Raw genomic sequence first — 15749 nt, 5'->3', positions numbered from 1 at the left:
ACTCCGCGATCTGCTGCAACGTCGCATTCACATCCGCGGTCACCGTCGTCGTCATCGACTGGACCGACACCGGGAACTCGCTACCCACACCCACCGACCCGACCATCAACTGACGGGTCTTACGGCGCTCCGACAGCACCGGCGGCGGCAGCGACGGCATGCCGAGCAGCACTTCGCCGCTGGTCATGAGATCTCCTCTAGTTGTTGATCCTGATCGGGTTGACGATGTCGGCGGTGAGCGTGAGCAACATCACCGCGCCACCGATGAACACCACCACCATGGTGACGGCCATCAACTTCGAGTAGTCCACGGGGCCACCCGCAGGCTGCCCGCGCATCCGGCGGATCGCGTTGCGGATCTTCTCGTAGACGATCACCGCTATGTGTCCCCCGTCCAGCGGCAACAGCGGCAACAGGTTGAACACGCCGATGAAGAAGTTGAGGCTTGCCAGCAGCAGCAAGACAACGTCCCACAGGCCACGCTCAACAGCGTCGCCACCGAGGATACTCGCGCCGACGACACTGATCGGCGTGTCGGGATCGCGCTCACCGCCGCCTATGGCGCGCACCACAGCCGGGATGCGCTCCGGGAACCGGATCAGGCCTTCCCAGGTCTTGACGAACATGTCGCCGGTGAACGCGATCGAGCCGGGGATCGCGGTCAGGGCGTTGTACTCGAAATTGCGCTCCTGCAACACACCGATGCTGCCCTGCGACTCCAGGACGCGCTGACCGTCCTTCTGCATCAGTCGCTGCGCGACGGTGACGTCCACCACCAACGTCTGCTCGGTGTCGCCGCGCTCGACGGTGATCCGCTGCGGGCCGGACAGCGGCTTCAGCGTCGACCGCAGATCGGCGAACGTCGGCGTCTCGGTGCCGTTCACCGCGATGATCCGGTCACCCGGCTGCAGGCCGGCCCGCTGGGCCGGGCTGGGGTCGTCCGGGCCGCACGGCGGCCGCGGTGTCTTGGGATCCATGGTCAGCGTGTCACTTTGGACACACACGGTGCTGGCCACGATCGGCTTGTCGACCAGGTTGGGCAGGCCCATGGTGGCCGCGAGGAGGTACAGCAGGATGAACCCGAGGATGAAGTGGCTGATCGAGCCCGCGGACATCACGATGACCCGCTTCCACGCCGGGTAGCGGTACATCGCGCGCTTTTCCTCGTCCGGCGTGAGCTCGTCCAGCGCGGTCATGCCCGCGATGTCGCAGAACCCGCCGCCCGGGATGGCCTTGAGGCCGTACTCGGTCTCCCCCCGGCGGAACGAGAAGATCTTCGGGCCGAAGCCGATGAAGTACCTGCGCACCTTCATGCCGAACCACTTGGCGGTCAGCATGTGGCCGGCTTCGTGCAGGGCGACCGACAGGCCGATGCCGAGCGCGAACAGCACGACTCCGATGATGAAGATCACGCTCAGTCAGTTCCTTCCCAGAATTTCCCGGGCCCGTGTCCTCGCCCACTGCTCGGCGGCCAGGACCTCGTCGACCCCGCCCGGCGCGCCTCGCCAGGCGTCGGCCTCGCCCAACACTCGCTGAACAGTCTCCACGATGGACGTGAAGCCGACGTTCAGCTCGAGGAACGCCTCGACGGCCTCCTCGTTGGCGGCGTTGTAGATGGCCGGGTGGCAGCCGCCGGCCTCGCCCGCCTGGCGGGCCAGCCGGACGGCCGGGAAGACCTCGTCGTCGAGGGGTTCGAAGGTCCACGAGGTGGCCTGGTCCCAGACGCACGGCTTGGCCGAGCCGGGCAGCCGCTCCGGCCAGCCGAGCGCCAGCGAGATCGGCAGCCGCATGTCCGGCGGGCTGGCCTGGGCCAGGGTGGAGCCGTCGCTGAAGGTCACCATCGAGTGCACGATCGACTGCGGGTGCACCACGACGTCGATCCGGTCGTACGGCACGCCGAACAGCAGGTGCGCCTCGATCACCTCCAGCCCCTTGTTGACCAGGGTCGCGGAGTTGATCGTGATCACCGGGCCCATCGACCAGGTCGGATGCGCCATCGCCTCCTGCGGCGTGACGTCCTTGAGCTCGGCGGCCGTGCGGCCGCGGAACGGGCCGCCGGACGCGGTCACGACCAGGCGCTCGACCTCCTCGGCCCGTCCGCCGCGCAGGCACTGCGCCAGCGCCGAGTGCTCGGAGTCGACCGGCACGATCTGGCCGGGCCGCGCCGCTTCGAGGACCAGCGGGCCGCCGGCGATCAGCGACTCCTTGTTCGCCAGCGCCAGCCGGGCGCCGGTGGCCAGGGAGTACAGCGTCGGCTCGAGACCGCGCGAACCGGTGATCCCGTTGAGGATCACGTCGGCGGGCACCGCCTCGATCAGGTCCAGCACGGCACGGCTGCCGGTGAAGACCCGCGCGTCACCGAAGTCAGCGCCGGTCGCGTCGGGCACAGCGATCGCCTTGACGCCGAAGTCATGGGCCTGCTTGGCCAGCACCCCCGGGTTCGAGCCGCCCGCGGCGAGGCCGACGACCCGGAAGGAGTCCGGATTGGCCGCGATCACCTCTAGCGCCTGGGTACCGATCGAACCAGTGGAGCCGAGCAGGAGAACTGAACGAGTGTTTGCGGACATCTCGCCCATTGTCGCCGACCGGGGCTGAGGACCGGTCGAGTGGGCCGTGTGCGACGATGAAGGACGTACGCAGCATGATCGAGGAGGGACCCGTGGCGAGCTCGACGCCCGACAAGGCTCCGGCGCACACCGTCAGCCCGGAGGACGAGCCGTCGGCGGAGTGGGGCTGGCACGGCTCCTTCCCCAAGGGCACCCGGATCGCCGGCTGGTTCACCGCCTTCGCGATGTTCATCATGCTGATCGGCAACCACACCGGCCGCACCGAGGACCTGTGGCTGGTCGGGATCGGGGCCGGTCTGATCATCCTGCTGGTGATCGACCAGGTCCGGCGCCGGACCTCCTGGCGTCGCTAGGCCCTACCTCCGGGGGACGAGCTCGTAGAAGATTCTCGTCCCATAGGGCGCTATCAGGACGTTCTGTCCGACGGCGCCCAACGCGGACACCGGCCATCCCGTGGCGAACAGCGTCGTGGCATTGGCCGCGGTGCCGAACGACCTGGCGAACCGCGTGGTCCGCACGTCACTGGCCGGGTCCCTCGGCCCTGGATAACCACTGACCTGGATCGTTCGCGTGGTCCCGGTCTGTCCGTCGACCCGGACCACCGCGGGCGCGGCCACCTGGCTGGCGACCGCGTGCACGATCACGTCGTCACCGGCGGCGGCCACCTGGCGTCTGCCCAGGTCGAGCGGAGACGGCCCGATGCCGTCGATCTCGGCGTTGATCACCGGTGTGGACAGCAGCACACGGCCCCGGGAGTCGAGGATGGCCAGCCCGCTCTGCCGGGTGCTGACCGCGAACCGGCCGCTGGCCAGGCCCGCCGCGCCTGCCCCGGACGCGATCTCGGTCCCCAGCCGCAGCACGGTCGCCTCCAGGACCTTGCCGTCCCGTAGCGCGTCGATGCGCCAGACCCGGGCCTGCAGCACGTCCAACAGGACAGGTGTGTCGCCGTCGAACGTGAGCGCGCCGAACCGGGCGGTGTTCCACGAGTCGATCCCACCGGGCACCACCAGCCCGTTCTGGTCCTTGATCCGGGTGGTGTCCGCCTCGACCGGCGCCTTGATCGCACGCAGGTCGACCGCCCGGCCGCCGGTGAGCTGGACGATCCGGACCGGGCGGGACAACCTGTCGTCGCCGGGCCGGGAGGCCGAGTGGGACGGCAACAACCATGCCTGGTCCTGGTGCAGCACGATCCCGCTGACCGAACCGAGGGTGTCCCGGCCCTGCAGCCGGAGTTTCTCGGACAGGTCGCCGGGGACCGGGTCGTTGTCGGTCGAGAACGGCGCCAGGTTCGGATCCCACGCCACCTCCACGACGCCATCGGTGCGCACGCGCAGGATCCGCAGTGTGTCGCCCCACCTGCCCGCGTCCTCGTCGGCGTTGCGCGGGTTGACGTCTGTCGGGTATTTGCGGCCGACGAAATACACCGAACCGTCCTGAGCCGTGGTCAACGCCTCGACGTGACCGATGCTTGTGGACGGTCCCGGAGCAGGTCCACTAGGGACGTTGGGGCCGCCGTCGCCCGCCATCATCCGCACCGCACCGCGTGGTACTTCGGGTAGCGGTGGCGCGACCTCGGCCCGGCAGCCGAGCCGGTCGCCGTACTTCGCGGCGACGATGCCGGAGAGATCGGCCAGATCCTGGTCGATGGACTTGCGTCTGACGTCGTAGCCGGTGATCCCGATTCCGATGTGGACAGGCCGGTTGCCGCACGTGATCGCCAGCGAGATGGCGGGAGAGTGATCCGTGCCGGTCCGCAACGGATTGCCCAGCGGCGCACGCGCGGCCCGCTCCTCGGCGATCTCCATGACGGTGTTGAGCCGCGTGATCATCCCGACTTGACCGGCGTCAATTCGTAACGACGTCACGGGTTGCCGGACCGAGTCCTCGGAGACGAGCACCTCACATTGGCCGCTGTCGGCGGTGATGTCGCCGACGGACGTCAGGTTTCCCTCGGCACGGGCGGTGAGTTGGGCGATCGCCTGCCGTGGCAGCAGCGAGCAGACCTCCGGTCCCGAATCGGTGACCGGTTCGGTGTTCAGCGGCTGCCTGCCGGTGAGTTCCGGGCCTGTGCAAGCGACCAGGCTCAGGACGACCGCCGATCCCAGCATCCCCACCGGATTGCGCACAGGACCGATGTTCCACCAGACGGTCCGGGGCCGACGGGCTTTATGCCTCGGCCGCAATTACCGCCATCCGGTTGTCCTAGAGAACTTTCCGCACTTCTTCGTCCGAGCGACCGACAACTGTAGTGCCGTCGTCGGCGGTGATGATCGGCCGCTGGATCAGGATGGGATGGGTGACCATCGCCTCGATCCACCGGTCACGGTCCTTCGGCCACTTCGACAGGCCGAGCTCCTTGGCCACCTTCTCCTGTGTGCGCGCGATGTCCCACGGCTCAAGCCCGAGCCGGGTCAGCACCTCGCCGAGTTCCTTCGCGGTCGGCGGATCCTCCAGATACCGCCGCACGGTGTACTCGCTGCCGGCCTCGTCCAACATCCGCACCGCTGACCGGCACTTCGAGCACGCCGGGTTCACCCAGATCTCCACCCGCCTTACGGTACTGCGGTGACCATCAGAGCGGCGGCGGGCAGTGCGATCGGAAACCGGTACCGGGCGAACTTCGACGCCTGGCACCTCGGCCTTGATCCGTTGGTCGCCGTGGTGGCCGACGGCATGGGGGACGGCGAGGGCAGCGCGATGGCCGGACGGACCACTGTGGACATCGTGGCGGCGGCTGAGCCGACAGTGGCCGGGATTCGGCACGCGGTGATGAGCGCGCACGACCAGGTCGGCGGCTTCGGCAGGCAGATCGGCGGGCTCGCCGGGTGCACGCTGACCGCTCTGTTGCAGGCCGACGACGGGTTCTGGCTGGTGCAGATCGGAGACTCGCGGCTCTACCGGCTGCGCGCCGGCCTGCTCGAACTGCTCACCGTGGATCACACGATGGCATGGCTGGGCGCGGTGCACGGGTGGTTCCCGTTCGACTCGCCGCAGGCGGCGTCCGCCCGCTACCAACTGACTCGTTACGTCGGGCATCCTGGCGCGCCCGCGCCGGACGTCATGCACATCGAACCGCTGCCGGGTGACGTGTTCCTGCTGTGCACGGACGGTGTCGCGGAGCAGGTCCCGTACCACCGGGTGCTCGAAGTCCTGGGTAATGGCAGTGGACCTGAGGCGATGGTGCGGGACCTGCTGGCCCGTGCCGAGGCGGCGGGCGGGAACGACAACGCGTCCGCGATCGTCGTTCAGGTCAGCAGTACGCCCTGACTTCGCGGATGTCGACGGACAGCACGGGCCTGCCGTCGACGGTCCCCGGCGGGGCGACGCCGCCGGCGCCACCCCCTCGTGAGTGTTTATCAGGGTTAGAACACCGATGAACACTCACGAGGGGTTACGTTACTGGCCCCTCGACCTTCGGTGAGCCCTCCTTTCGTAGGGCTGTGCCACACTGGTAGAGCTATGACCGCATTGCCCCTCGTTTTCGACGCGCCCAAACGCGGCCTCCCGCCGCGTCACCTAGCTGACCTCTCCACCGCCGAACGCCGGGAAGCGGTCGTCGCACTTGGTGAGAAACCGTTCCGCGCCAACCAACTGTCACACCATTACTTCGCACGGCTGACCGCCGACCCGTCGGCGATGACGGACATCCCCGCCGACACCCGGCAGCGCCTGGCCGAGGAGCTCCTGCCGCCGCTGCTGACGGTCGTGCGGCACGTGCAATGTGACGACGGTTCCACCCGTAAGACACTGTGGCGCGCCCACGACGGCACTCTCTTCGAGAGCGTGCTGATGCGGTACTCCGACCGCACCACGCTGTGTGTGTCCAGCCAGGCAGGTTGCGGCATGGCGTGCCCGTTCTGCGCGACCGGTCAGGGCGGCCTGCAACGGAACATGTCGACAGCTGAGATCGTCGACCAGGTCCGGCACGGCGCCGCGGCGATGCGTGACGGCGAACTGGCCGGGGGTCCCGGCAGGCTGTCCAACATCGTCTTCATGGGCATGGGCGAGCCGCTCGCCAACTACAAGCGTGTGGTCGCCGCGGTGCGCAGGATCTGTGACCCCGCTCCCGGTGGTCTGGGGATTTCGCAGCGGTCGGTGACTGTGTCGACGGTGGGCTTGGTTCCGGCCATCCGCAAGCTGACCGAGGAGGGGCTTCAGGTCCGGCTCGCGGTGTCGTTGCACACCCCTGATGACGAGTTGCGTGACACGTTGGTGCCCGTGAACACGCGGTGGAAGGTCGCCGAGGTCCTGGAGGCCGCCCGTGGCTACGCCGAGAAGACCGGCCGCCGGGTGTCCATCGAGTACGCCCTGATCCGCGACATCAACGACCAGCCGTGGCGCGCCGACCTGCTCGGCAAGCTGCTGCGCCGCCACCTGGGCCAGTTCGCGCACGTCAACGTCATCCCGCTGAACCCGACCCCGGGCTCGAAATGGGACGCCTCCCCCAAGCCGGTCGAGCAGGAGTTCGTCCGCCGGGTCAACGCCCAGGGCGTGGCCTGCACCGTCCGCGACACCCGAGGCCAGGAGATCGCCGCCGCCTGCGGCCAGCTCGCCGCCGAAGGCTGACGTTGGGGAGTCGCAGACCGGTAATACCGGGTTATACTCAATGCCGTGAAGACGGCGATCTCAGTACCCGACGAGACGTTCGCCCAGGTGGAGCAACGCGCGAAGCGCCTGGGCGTGACGCGCTCGGAGTTCTACGCGCGTGCGGCCCGCTTCTACCTGGAGCACCTGGAACAGCAGTCTCTGACCAACGAGATCAACGAGGCTCTTGACCTCATCGGTGATGACGACTCCGGTGCCGCCGCCGCGGGAGCCGGTCGGCGTCACCTGGCAGGCGCAGACGACGAGTGGTGATCGAACGCGGCGGCATCCACTGGGCTGACCTGGGCGAGGCGGACGGTTCGCGGCCGGCGAAACGTCGCCCGGTGCTCGTCATCCAAGCGAATCCCTACAACGCAAGCCGCCTCGCGACTGTGCTCGTGGCGGTTCTCACCTCCAACACCAGACTGGCCACCGCGCCGGGGAATGTCTTCCTGCCCGCGTCCGTCACGGGCCTACCGCGAGATTCGGTGGTGAACGTGACAGCTCTGGTCACTCTGAACAAGGACGACCTGTCCGAGCGAGTGGGCGAGATTTCCGTGAGCCTGATGCGCGACGTGGACACCGGGCTGCGCCGAGTGCTGGCACTGTGATCACCGAGCCGGTTGTGATCGGTGACCCGCACGAATCCGCACTGAGCAGGGTGAACGGTTGGTTCGCCGGGTCAGTCTCCGACGTTCGTGGCCGCACGATTGAATACCGCGCACAGGCGCCTGTCCTTGGGGCCCGGAGATCGGAGGTCGGATGGCCGACGCAACACGGGATGTCGAGAAGATCTACGCCACCGCTGACGTGGTCGCGAAGCTGCGCAGGCTCGCCGACGCGCTGGAGTCGGAGACGCCGTTCCGCATTTCCATCGCGGGCGAGCGCATCCGCGTGCCGAAGCGGGCCGAGTTCTCCATCGAGCACGAGCGGGGCGACGGCGAGGAAGAGATCGAGTTCCAGCTCAAGTGGACGATCGAAGAGGATGACGACGAGGACGACGACGGCAAGGTCGTCTGAGTGACCGGCCGGGCTTCTCGGCTGAGAGAAGCCCGGCCTGGCCGAACCCCTAGCGCGGGAACCGGTCGCGGGCGTCCTCAAGCCGGTCGAAGTCGCTCGTGGCGAACGTCCGGGAGGACACGGCAGGCGCGGAAACCCCTGCCCACCGGCGCAAAGCCGCGGTCGCGGAGTCACGGTCCGACGGCACGAGTGCCGCGATGTTCGCGCCGTGGTTGGCGCCTGGCGCGGTGTACGTGTACGAGTCGTTCCTGCTGGGGACGAAAGGCTCGGCGCCCCAAGGGTCGTTGGCGCCGTAGACGAACAGCATCTGGCTGGAGCGGCTGCGTACCCAGCGGTCGATGTCGATCATCGGCAGCGGGTCGTGGCGTGAGCGCAGCGACGGCGGCAGGTTCGAGTTGGCCTGGTAGAACGACGACGGGTAGTTCGTCAGCCCGCGCAGGTGGTCGAACCGCAACTGGGCCCAGCCCAGCTGGGTCGCTGCCTGGTAGTAGTACGGCGCGTACGGCAGCACGCCCTGGTCGGTGTAGAACGACCAGTCAGTGATCTCGTTGATCCAGTTGTAGATCTCGTCGGACGACGCCGTCTTGGCAGGCACCTTCGCGCAGTCGGCCTGCGTCTTGTACTGCCAGAACGCCCACGCCGTGTCGAGCACGGTCATCTCGTAGGCCTTGTCGGCGGTACCGAGCACTTCGTTGAAGGTGCGGTTGTTGGCCGCCGCCCATGCCTCGTACTTCGGCAGCAGTTCGGGACGCCGTTTCAGTGCTTCGTACTGCAGGTCGTTCAACGCCTGGCGGCACGCCGGGTCGTTGCCGACCGTGGCGAAGAACCTGTCGTACGCCTTGTCCGCCGGGTTGATCGAGTCGTTCGGGGCGACGTACGCGACCACGCCGTCCACGTCACGCGGGTAGAACCGCCGGTGGTACACCGACGTCATGCCGCCCTTGCTGGCTCCGGTGGAGATCCACTTGGCCGAGTAGACCGGCTTGAGCGCCTCGACGATCCGGTGGTGGTCGGTCGCCGCCTGCCAGATGTTCAGCTTGTCCCAGTCGGCCGGTTCGGGCCGTGACGGGGTGAAGAAACGCTGTTCCACCGAGATCTGGTTGCCGTCGACCAGCTGCGTCGGCTCCGAGCGGAACGCCGTCGTGCGCATGTTGTAACCACTGGTGTGCAACACCATCGGCCGCTCGGTCGCCTTGTGCAGCAACTGGAACCGCTGCTCGAACCGGCCGTCGGACGGGCGCCGGTGGTCGACCGGCTGCGAGTAGCTCAGGATGAAGAACCGGTAGCCGGCCGGGGCTGCCGACTCGGACACCACGGTCAACCCAGGCACTTGCTTGAGCCGCGCCGCGATGTCCTCGCCGGCGGTGGCGGCGGGCGCCAGGCCGAACGTCAACGCGGTGACCACTCCGGCCACCCACGCTCTCCGCAGGAACACGCCGATTCTCCTCACTGCCGACGGCGAACCCGCGCATTCTGACAAGAAGTCGCCCGGAAAGGCCAGCTACTGAAGTCGTTCCCCACGCGGACGCCGGTCGACGATCACCCGATCCGGTGTCACGGCGTGGCCAGCGCCTCGGTCGGTGACAACCGGCTGGCGCGGATCGCCGGGTACAGGCCGGCGATCATGCCGATGACCATCGTGGCCACGACACCACCCGCGGAAGCCCAGACCGGCACGACCGACGGCCAGTCCTGGTACGCCGCGTACGAAGCGGTCACCGCGATGCCGAGCAGCACACCACCGAGCCCGCCCAGCGCGGACAACAGCAACGACTCCGCCAGGAACTGGATCCGGACCTGGCCACGGGTCGCGCCGAGCGACCGTCGCAGACCGATCTCCGCGCGCCGCTCCAGCACCGAGATGACCATCGTGTTGGCCACGCCCACGCCGCCGACCAGCAACGCGACCGCGCCGAGGCCGAGCAGCAGACCGTTCAACGTCTGGTCGGTCGCTTGTTTGGCGGCCAACGCGTCCGACGGCCGTGACACCGAGACCTCGTTCGGGTTCTCCGGATTGGCCGTCGCCGCGAGCACCGCCTGCACCGCTTCGACGGCGTCGTCACGTGCTCGCGTGTAGACAGTCGTGGCGTAACCGTCGAAGTCCAACGACTGCACGGCAACCGGCCAACCGACCAACGCGGCGGTGTCCAGTTCCGGCGCCAACGGCACCGGATGCAGCACGCCGACCACGGTGAACCACTGGTCACCGAGGTAAACGCGCTGCTCAGGGCCGGCCGAGCCGACGCCGAGCCGCTCCGCGGCCTTCTGCCCGAGCACGACCGCGGGATAGCGCGCGTTGGCGTCGTTGAGGAACGCACCGCCGGCGATCGTCGCGCCGACGGTGTCCGGCAGGTTGGGCCGGGCCGCCAGCACGGCGATGCCACCGGACTGCGTGTCCGGAATCCTGTCGTTGCGGTACACCTTCGCACCGACCACTTTCCCGGTCGCCGAGGTGGACAGCACCGGCTCGATCCGGTCGATCATGCCGACCGCCTCGTCCGGCAGGTGGCTCTGCTCGCCGAACAACGACTGGCCGGGGCCCACGGTGAGCAGGTTGGTGCCGAGCGCGGCGAGTTGCCGGTCCAGGTTCTCCCGGCTGGACGTGGAGATCCCGACCACCGAGATCATCGCGGCGATCCCGATCGCGATCCCCAGCGCGGACAGGAAGACCCGCAACGGCCGGGCGCGCAGACCCGCTCCCCCGACTCGAAGCACGTCGCGCACGCTCAGCCGCGCGGGTCGTAGCGGATCAGCCATGGTGATCACCGACGATCTGCCCGTCCCGCATGTCCACCTGGCGCGGCAGACCGGCCGCGATGTCCCGGTCGTGCGTGATGATCACGACCGTGGTGCCCGCCGCGTTCAGCTCGCGCAGCAACGCGATCACGCCCGCCCCGGAGTGCGTGTCGAGGTTTCCGGTCGGCTCGTCCGCCAGCAACAACGCCGGTTGCCCGACGACCGCGCGGGCGATCGCGACGCGTTGCCTTTCGCCACCTGACATCTCGTGCGGTTGATGGTCGACGCGGTGGGCCAGGCCGACCCGTGTCAACGCCTCCCGGGCCTGCCGTCGCCGGTCCCGGAGATTCGTTCCGGTGTACAGCAGACCGTCGGCGACGTTGTCCAAAGCGGACACGCCGGCGGCCAGGTGGAACTGCTGGAACACGAAGCCCAGCACGCGAGCCCGCAGCGCGGACAGCTCACGGTCAGTCAGCGAGTGCACGTCGTAGTCCTCCACGTGCACCGTCCCGGCACTCGGCCGGTCCAGCGTGCCGATCATGTTCAACATGGTGGATTTCCCCGAACCGGACGGCCCGACGATGCCCACGAGCTCGCCACGCCCGATGGCCACGCTGACGTCGCGCAACGCGGTCACGCCGCCGGAGTACACGCGGCTGACCCCGCGCAGCTCGACGACCGGGGTCATTTCGGCACTCCCACAACGGTTCCGGCGCCGATGCCCTGGCCGCGGATCTCCACTTTGCCGTCGGCGAACATGCCCGTCTCCACGGCGACGTACTTGCTCGCGTCGCCGTCGAGCACCTGGACTCCGTAACCGCCTTCCGCCAAGGCGACCAACGCACCGACAGGCACTGCGAGGACGTTCTCGCGCTTGTCGGAGACCAACGTGACGTCGACGGGTGCCGCGTCGAGCTTGCCCGCCGCTGCCTGGTCGGCGAGCGTCACCACGACTTCGATCGTGCTCTGGGTGGAGCTGCCCTGCTGAGCCGGTTCGGCGGTCGCGACGCTGCCGACAGACGCCACCGTGCCCGGCACGGTCTTGCCGTCCGGCAAGGTCACGGTAGCCGCGATTCCTTGGCTGACAAGGTGTTGCTTGGCCACATCCAGCTTGACGGTGACGGTCTTGACCGTCCCGGTGTACGTCAGCACCTGTCCGTTCGCGGGCCCGCCGACCTTGGCCAGCAGCTCGGCCACCCGGACCTCACCGGGCACCACGACCACGTCGGAAGCCTGCACGGTCCCGTTCTCCGGCTTGCCGAGGTCCTCCTGCCACTGCCTGACGGCGGTCGCGGTGGCCGAAGTGAACTCGTGGTCGACGGTGAAGCCCTTGTACCCCAGCGCCCGCAGGTTCTCTTCGAACTGCTTGACGTCGTTGCCCTCGACACCGGACTTCAAGGTCCGGTACATCGGGATGCTGCCGTAGATCGCCGGAACCGCCTGGTCGTCGACCGAGTACGCGGTCTCGCCGCGGGAGATCACGTCACCGGCCGCGGGCAACCAGGTGACGGTCCCCTGACCGGTTCTCATCAGCGGGTTCGGCGTCCCGTGGCCCAACGTCCCGGACACCTTCTCGGTGCTGGTCAGCGTGGTCGACGTGACCTTGGCCGTGCTCGGCGGCAGGCTGCTGGCCGGTGGCGGCGCCGGGTCCGTGCCTCCGAACCCGAACGCCGCCACGCCTCCGGCGCCGACGACGACCACAGCCGTCCCGAGGCCGACGGCCATCCGTGTCGCGCGTTTCATTGCCCGAACCGTCCCGGCACCTTGTCCTTGCACGCCTCCATGGCCTTCTGGAACGCCGGGCTGTCGCGGTCGATGTCCTTCATCGCGTCCATCCCGAGCGTCGGGCTGTTCGGATCGGGGTCGGGCACGTCGATCCCGTTGGCCCGCAGGCACTGCGTGAGCTCACGCACCTGGTCCACCAGCTTCGGGTCCAGCTTGGACAGGTCACCGCCGCCGGGCAGGAACGACTTGCACGCCTCCATGGCCTTCTGGAACGCCGGGCTGTCGCGGTCGACCTTCGACTCGTCCCAGTTGCCGAGCCCGCCGCCGGGTTCCGGATCGGGGACGTCGACGCCGTTGTCCCGCATGCACTTGGCGAACTTCTGCATCTGTTCGCCGCTGTCCCCCGGCTGGGACGTGCTCGTCGGCGGCGCGCTGGAGCCGTTGCCGCCCGCGGAGGCGATGCCCTGGTTGGAGTTGTCCGTACTGCCGCAGGCGCCGAGCAGCGCCAACAACGCGAGTACGCTGAGAATCCGCTTCATGGCGGACAGTCGAGCAGGGTGGCGATAACCCCGGCGTAACTCCGTCGGGCGGAGTTAACAGTCACGTTATGGCCATCTCACCGATGATGGGGTCATGCGAGTTCTGGTGGTCGAGGACGAACCGATCCTCGCGAGCGCGATCGCCGAGTGGCTGCGGCGGGAGGCGTTCGCGGTGGACGTCGTGCACCGTGGTGACCACGCGCTCGATCGTCTCTCCGTGAACGACTACGACGTGCTCGTGCTCGACCGGGACATTCCCGTGGTGCACGGCGACGAGGTGTGCCGCACGGTCGCCGGCGGGGACACGAGAATCCTGATGCTGACGGCCGCGTCCGGGGTCCGTGACCGGGTCGCTGGGCTGGGCCTGGGCGCCGACGACTACCTGCCGAAGCCGTTCGCGTTCGTCGAACTGTCCGCCCGGGTGCACGCGCTGCTCAGGAGGGCCAGGACCGCTGTGCCGCCGGTACTGGAGCGCGCCGGCGTGCGGATCGACCCGGGCAGGCGGGAGGTCAGCCGGGACGGCGAGACGATCACGTTGGCGAACAAGGAATTCGCGTTGCTCACCGAACTCGTCCGGGCCGACGGCGCGGTCGTGTCCACAGAACATCTGCTGGAGAAGGTGTGGGACGAGAACATCGACCCGTTCACCAACGTCGTACGGGTGACCATGATGAAACTCCGCCGCAAACTCGGTGACCCGCCGATCGTGGAGACGGTCGCGGGCGTGGGGTACCGGATCCGATGAACCGCTTGCACCCTCGTAACTGGACGATCCGAGGCCGCCTCACCGCCCTCTACGCCTCGCTGTTCTTCGTGGCGGGCGCGATCCTGCTGACCCTGACGTACATCCTGGTCTGGCAGATTCTCAACCGGGCACAGCCGCAAGCACCGTCCGCGGAGGCGATCCGCCTCGCGCTGACCCGGTTCGGCATCCTGCGCGACGGTGGCGGCGACGAGGAGTTCGGCCAACTGGTGGCGTCCCTCCAGGCGGCGCAGGACCAGCAGCGTCAGGACATCCTCACCTCGTTGCTCGCCCAGGGCGCGGTCACGCTGGTCGGTGTCGGGCTCGCCGCCGCGGCGCTGGGCTGGTTGCTGGCGCGGCGGGCGCTGCAACCGGTGCACAAGATCACCGAGACGGCGAAGCGGATCGCGGCCTCCGACGCGAGCCGTGGCCTGCAGGAACGCATCACGCACAGCGGACCGCGCGACGAGGTGACCGAGCTGGCGCAGACCTTCAACACGATGCTCGAACGCCTGGACCGTTCGTTCGACGGGCAGCATCGGTTCATCGCCAACGCGTCCCACGAGATGCGGACGCCGCTCGCCGTGAAGCGCGCGTTGATCGAGATCACCGTGACCCGGCCCGGCACCTCGAAGGACGCCGTCCAGCTCGGCGAATCGCTGCTGGAGATCAACGCGCGGCACGAGCGGCTGATCGACGGCCTGCTGACGCTGGCCGACAGCGAGAACGAGCTGGCTGAACGCACCCCGGTCGACCTGGCGGACGTCACCGAACACGTCGTCGAACAACTGGCACGGTCGGCCGCGGACGCGGGACTCGACGTCAGGACTGCCACGCTGCCTCCGGCGCCCGTGCTGGGCGATGCCGTCATGCTCGAACGGCTGACCCAGAACCTCGTGGAGAACGCCATCCGGCACAACGTTCCGGACGGCTGGATCAGCGTCCGGACAGGCTCGGAGAACGGCTGGAGCACCGTCACCGTCAGCAATTCCGGGCCGGTCGTCCGGCCGTACGAGGTCGAAGTGCTGTTCCAGCCGTTCCGCCGGCTCGACCGGGAACGCACCGCGGGTGAACGCGGCTTCGGCCTCGGCCTGTCGATCGCCCGCGCGATCAGCCGCACGCACCAGGGCGAACTCGTCGCCGTGCCGCGTCAGGACGGCGGTCTCGACGTGACGCTCAGGCTGCCGCGAGCCCTCGCCCCATCAGGTCGACCAGCGCAGCCGTGATCCGGTCCGGCTCGATGTCCGCGGGCGCCTGACCCAGCAGGATGTCCACCACCGGGTAGTACGAGATCGCGGAGAACAGCAGCGCCGCCACGGCTTCCGTGTCGTGTGGCCGCAGTCCGCCACCCGCGACGGCCTTGTCCAGCCAGGCCCGGATCGCGTTGTGCAGCGCGCCGAGCATGCTGGTGGCGATCTTGTCGGCGAGTTCCGGCCGGGCGTCGAGGTCTCGCAACGTGATCCGGATCAGCTGCGCGTTCGCGGCCAGTGAGCCGATCAGCTGCTCGACGATGATCCGCAACGCCGCCAGCGGGTCCGCGGGCAGCGAGGACTCCAGCAGCACGCTGCTGCGTTCGAAATCCGCGATGTGCCAGTCGATCGCGGCGGCCAGCACCTCCTGCTTGGACCGGAAGTGCTTGTACAGCGCGCCGGAGCCGGGCGCGAGCCCGGCGGCCTGCTGGATGTCCGCGACGCTCGTGCCCGCGTAACCCCGCTCGGCGAACAGCGGGATCGCCACCCGGACGATCCGCTCTTTGGCCGTTTCCCCAGTTCCCATGAGTGAGAGAGTACTCACTCCCAAGGCGGATCGCCATGACAGTTGCATCACGATCGGTTC

Annotated in this window: 19 protein-coding genes; 8 read left to right on the top strand and 11 right to left on the bottom strand. The window is 68.5% G+C overall.

Features of this window, described 5'->3' with window-relative positions; all coding sequences use genetic code 11:
• The 3 genes from GC106_RS35140 to dxr all read right to left on the bottom strand — a co-directional run.
• The coding region (locus GC106_RS35140; protein ID WP_173139489.1) for a flavodoxin-dependent (E)-4-hydroxy-3-methylbut-2-enyl-diphosphate synthase at positions 1-187 on the bottom strand (187 nt) is incomplete at its 3' end.
• Between the two features lie 10 nt (positions 188-197).
• Positions 198-1412, bottom strand: a complete 1215-nt coding sequence (locus GC106_RS35135) for a M50 family metallopeptidase (RefSeq protein ID WP_173139487.1) — start codon at positions 1410-1412, stop codon at positions 198-200.
• A 6-nt stretch (positions 1413-1418) separates the two neighbouring features.
• The gene (dxr, locus tag GC106_RS35130) at positions 1419-2576 is read right to left on the bottom strand and encodes a 1-deoxy-D-xylulose-5-phosphate reductoisomerase (RefSeq protein WP_173139485.1); all 1158 of its coding nucleotides are present in this window, start codon (positions 2574-2576) and stop codon (positions 1419-1421) included.
• 65 nt (positions 2577-2641) lie between these two features.
• Between dxr and GC106_RS35125 the strand changes: the two genes are divergently transcribed.
• Positions 2642-2920 (top strand): DUF2631 domain-containing protein, encoded by a 279-nt coding sequence (locus tag GC106_RS35125; protein ID WP_173139483.1) that lies wholly within the window; start codon positions 2642-2644, stop codon positions 2918-2920.
• A gap of 3 nt (positions 2921-2923) precedes the next feature.
• On the opposite strand, the gene GC106_RS35120 is transcribed toward GC106_RS35125, so the two are convergent.
• Positions 2924-4693: a hypothetical protein gene (locus tag GC106_RS35120; protein ID WP_173139481.1), complete on the bottom strand. Its 1770-nt coding sequence runs from the start codon at positions 4691-4693 to the stop codon at positions 2924-2926.
• 76 nt (positions 4694-4769) lie between these two features.
• Positions 4770-5114 carry an arsenate reductase family protein gene (locus tag GC106_RS35115; protein ID WP_173139479.1) on the bottom strand — a complete coding sequence of 115 codons (345 nt, stop codon included), beginning with the start codon at positions 5112-5114 and terminating at the stop codon, positions 4770-4772.
• Positions 5115-5132: 18 nt separating this feature from the next.
• Here GC106_RS35115 and GC106_RS35110 point away from each other — a divergent pair, with 18 nt between their 5' ends.
• The 5 genes from GC106_RS35110 to GC106_RS35090 all read left to right on the top strand — a co-directional run bounded on the left by GC106_RS35110 (position 5133) and on the right by GC106_RS35090 (position 8171).
• Positions 5133-5834: a PP2C family protein-serine/threonine phosphatase gene (locus tag GC106_RS35110; protein ID WP_312873132.1), complete on the top strand. Its 702-nt coding sequence runs from the start codon at positions 5133-5135 to the stop codon at positions 5832-5834.
• A 192-nt stretch (positions 5835-6026) separates the two neighbouring features.
• Complete coding sequence (gene rlmN / locus GC106_RS35105; protein ID WP_173139477.1) at positions 6027-7133, top strand: dual-specificity RNA methyltransferase RlmN; 1107 nt, start codon at positions 6027-6029, stop codon at positions 7131-7133.
• A gap of 45 nt (positions 7134-7178) precedes the next feature.
• Entirely contained in the window at positions 7179-7424 is a 246-nt protein-coding gene (locus GC106_RS35100) for a ribbon-helix-helix domain-containing protein (RefSeq protein WP_173139475.1), read from the top strand.
• Entirely contained in the window at positions 7421-7762 is a 342-nt protein-coding gene (locus GC106_RS35095; protein ID WP_312873131.1) for a type II toxin-antitoxin system PemK/MazF family toxin, read from the top strand. Before GC106_RS35100 ends, GC106_RS35095 begins: the two co-directional genes overlap by 4 nt.
• 151 nt (positions 7763-7913) lie before the next feature.
• Positions 7914-8171 (top strand): amphi-Trp domain-containing protein, encoded by a 258-nt coding sequence (locus GC106_RS35090; protein ID WP_173139471.1) that lies wholly within the window; start codon positions 7914-7916, stop codon positions 8169-8171.
• Between the two features lie 49 nt (positions 8172-8220).
• Here GC106_RS35090 and GC106_RS35085 read toward each other — a convergent pair whose 3' ends face one another.
• The 5 genes from GC106_RS35085 to GC106_RS35065 all read right to left on the bottom strand — a co-directional run bounded on the left by GC106_RS35085 (position 8221) and on the right by GC106_RS35065 (position 13171).
• Positions 8221-9606 (bottom strand): S28 family serine protease, encoded by a 1386-nt coding sequence (locus GC106_RS35085; RefSeq protein WP_312873130.1) that lies wholly within the window; start codon positions 9604-9606, stop codon positions 8221-8223.
• Between the two features lie 119 nt (positions 9607-9725).
• Positions 9726-10928 carry an ABC transporter permease gene (locus tag GC106_RS35080; RefSeq protein ID WP_173139469.1) on the bottom strand — a complete coding sequence of 401 codons (1203 nt, stop codon included), beginning with the start codon at positions 10926-10928 and terminating at the stop codon, positions 9726-9728.
• Positions 10921-11595: an ABC transporter ATP-binding protein gene (locus tag GC106_RS35075; protein WP_173139467.1), complete on the bottom strand. Its 675-nt coding sequence runs from the start codon at positions 11593-11595 to the stop codon at positions 10921-10923. The genes GC106_RS35080 and GC106_RS35075 overlap by 8 nt, the downstream gene beginning before the upstream one ends.
• Positions 11592-12650, bottom strand: a complete 1059-nt coding sequence (locus GC106_RS35070) for a peptidoglycan-binding domain-containing protein (RefSeq protein ID WP_173139466.1) — start codon at positions 12648-12650, stop codon at positions 11592-11594. Before GC106_RS35070 ends, GC106_RS35075 begins: the two co-directional genes overlap by 4 nt.
• A complete protein-coding gene (locus GC106_RS35065; RefSeq protein ID WP_173139465.1) occupies positions 12647-13171 on the bottom strand; it encodes an apurinic/apyrimidinic endonuclease family protein in 525 nt (174 codons plus the stop codon). Before GC106_RS35065 ends, GC106_RS35070 begins: the two co-directional genes overlap by 4 nt.
• Positions 13172-13265: 94 nt before the next feature.
• Here GC106_RS35065 and GC106_RS35060 point away from each other — a divergent pair, with 94 nt between their 5' ends.
• Both GC106_RS35060 and GC106_RS35055 read left to right on the top strand, forming a co-directional pair.
• On the top strand, positions 13266-13916 hold the full coding sequence (locus GC106_RS35060) for a response regulator transcription factor (RefSeq protein ID WP_173139464.1): 651 nt from the start codon (positions 13266-13268) through the stop codon (positions 13914-13916).
• Positions 13913-15139: a sensor histidine kinase gene (locus tag GC106_RS35055; protein WP_173139463.1), complete on the top strand. Its 1227-nt coding sequence runs from the start codon at positions 13913-13915 to the stop codon at positions 15137-15139. The genes GC106_RS35060 and GC106_RS35055 overlap by 4 nt, the downstream gene beginning before the upstream one ends.
• On the opposite strand, the gene GC106_RS35050 is transcribed toward GC106_RS35055, so the two are convergent.
• On the bottom strand, positions 15090-15689 hold the full coding sequence (locus GC106_RS35050; RefSeq protein WP_173139462.1) for a TetR/AcrR family transcriptional regulator: 600 nt from the start codon (positions 15687-15689) through the stop codon (positions 15090-15092). The genes GC106_RS35055 and GC106_RS35050 overlap by 50 nt on opposite strands.
• Positions 15690-15749 lie beyond the last annotated feature (60 nt).

This window comes from Kibdelosporangium persicum (assembly GCF_013280595.1).
Lineage (GTDB): Bacteria > Actinomycetota > Actinomycetes > Mycobacteriales > Pseudonocardiaceae > Kibdelosporangium > Kibdelosporangium persicum.
This window is presented reverse-complemented; position numbering and strand designations above follow the sequence as displayed.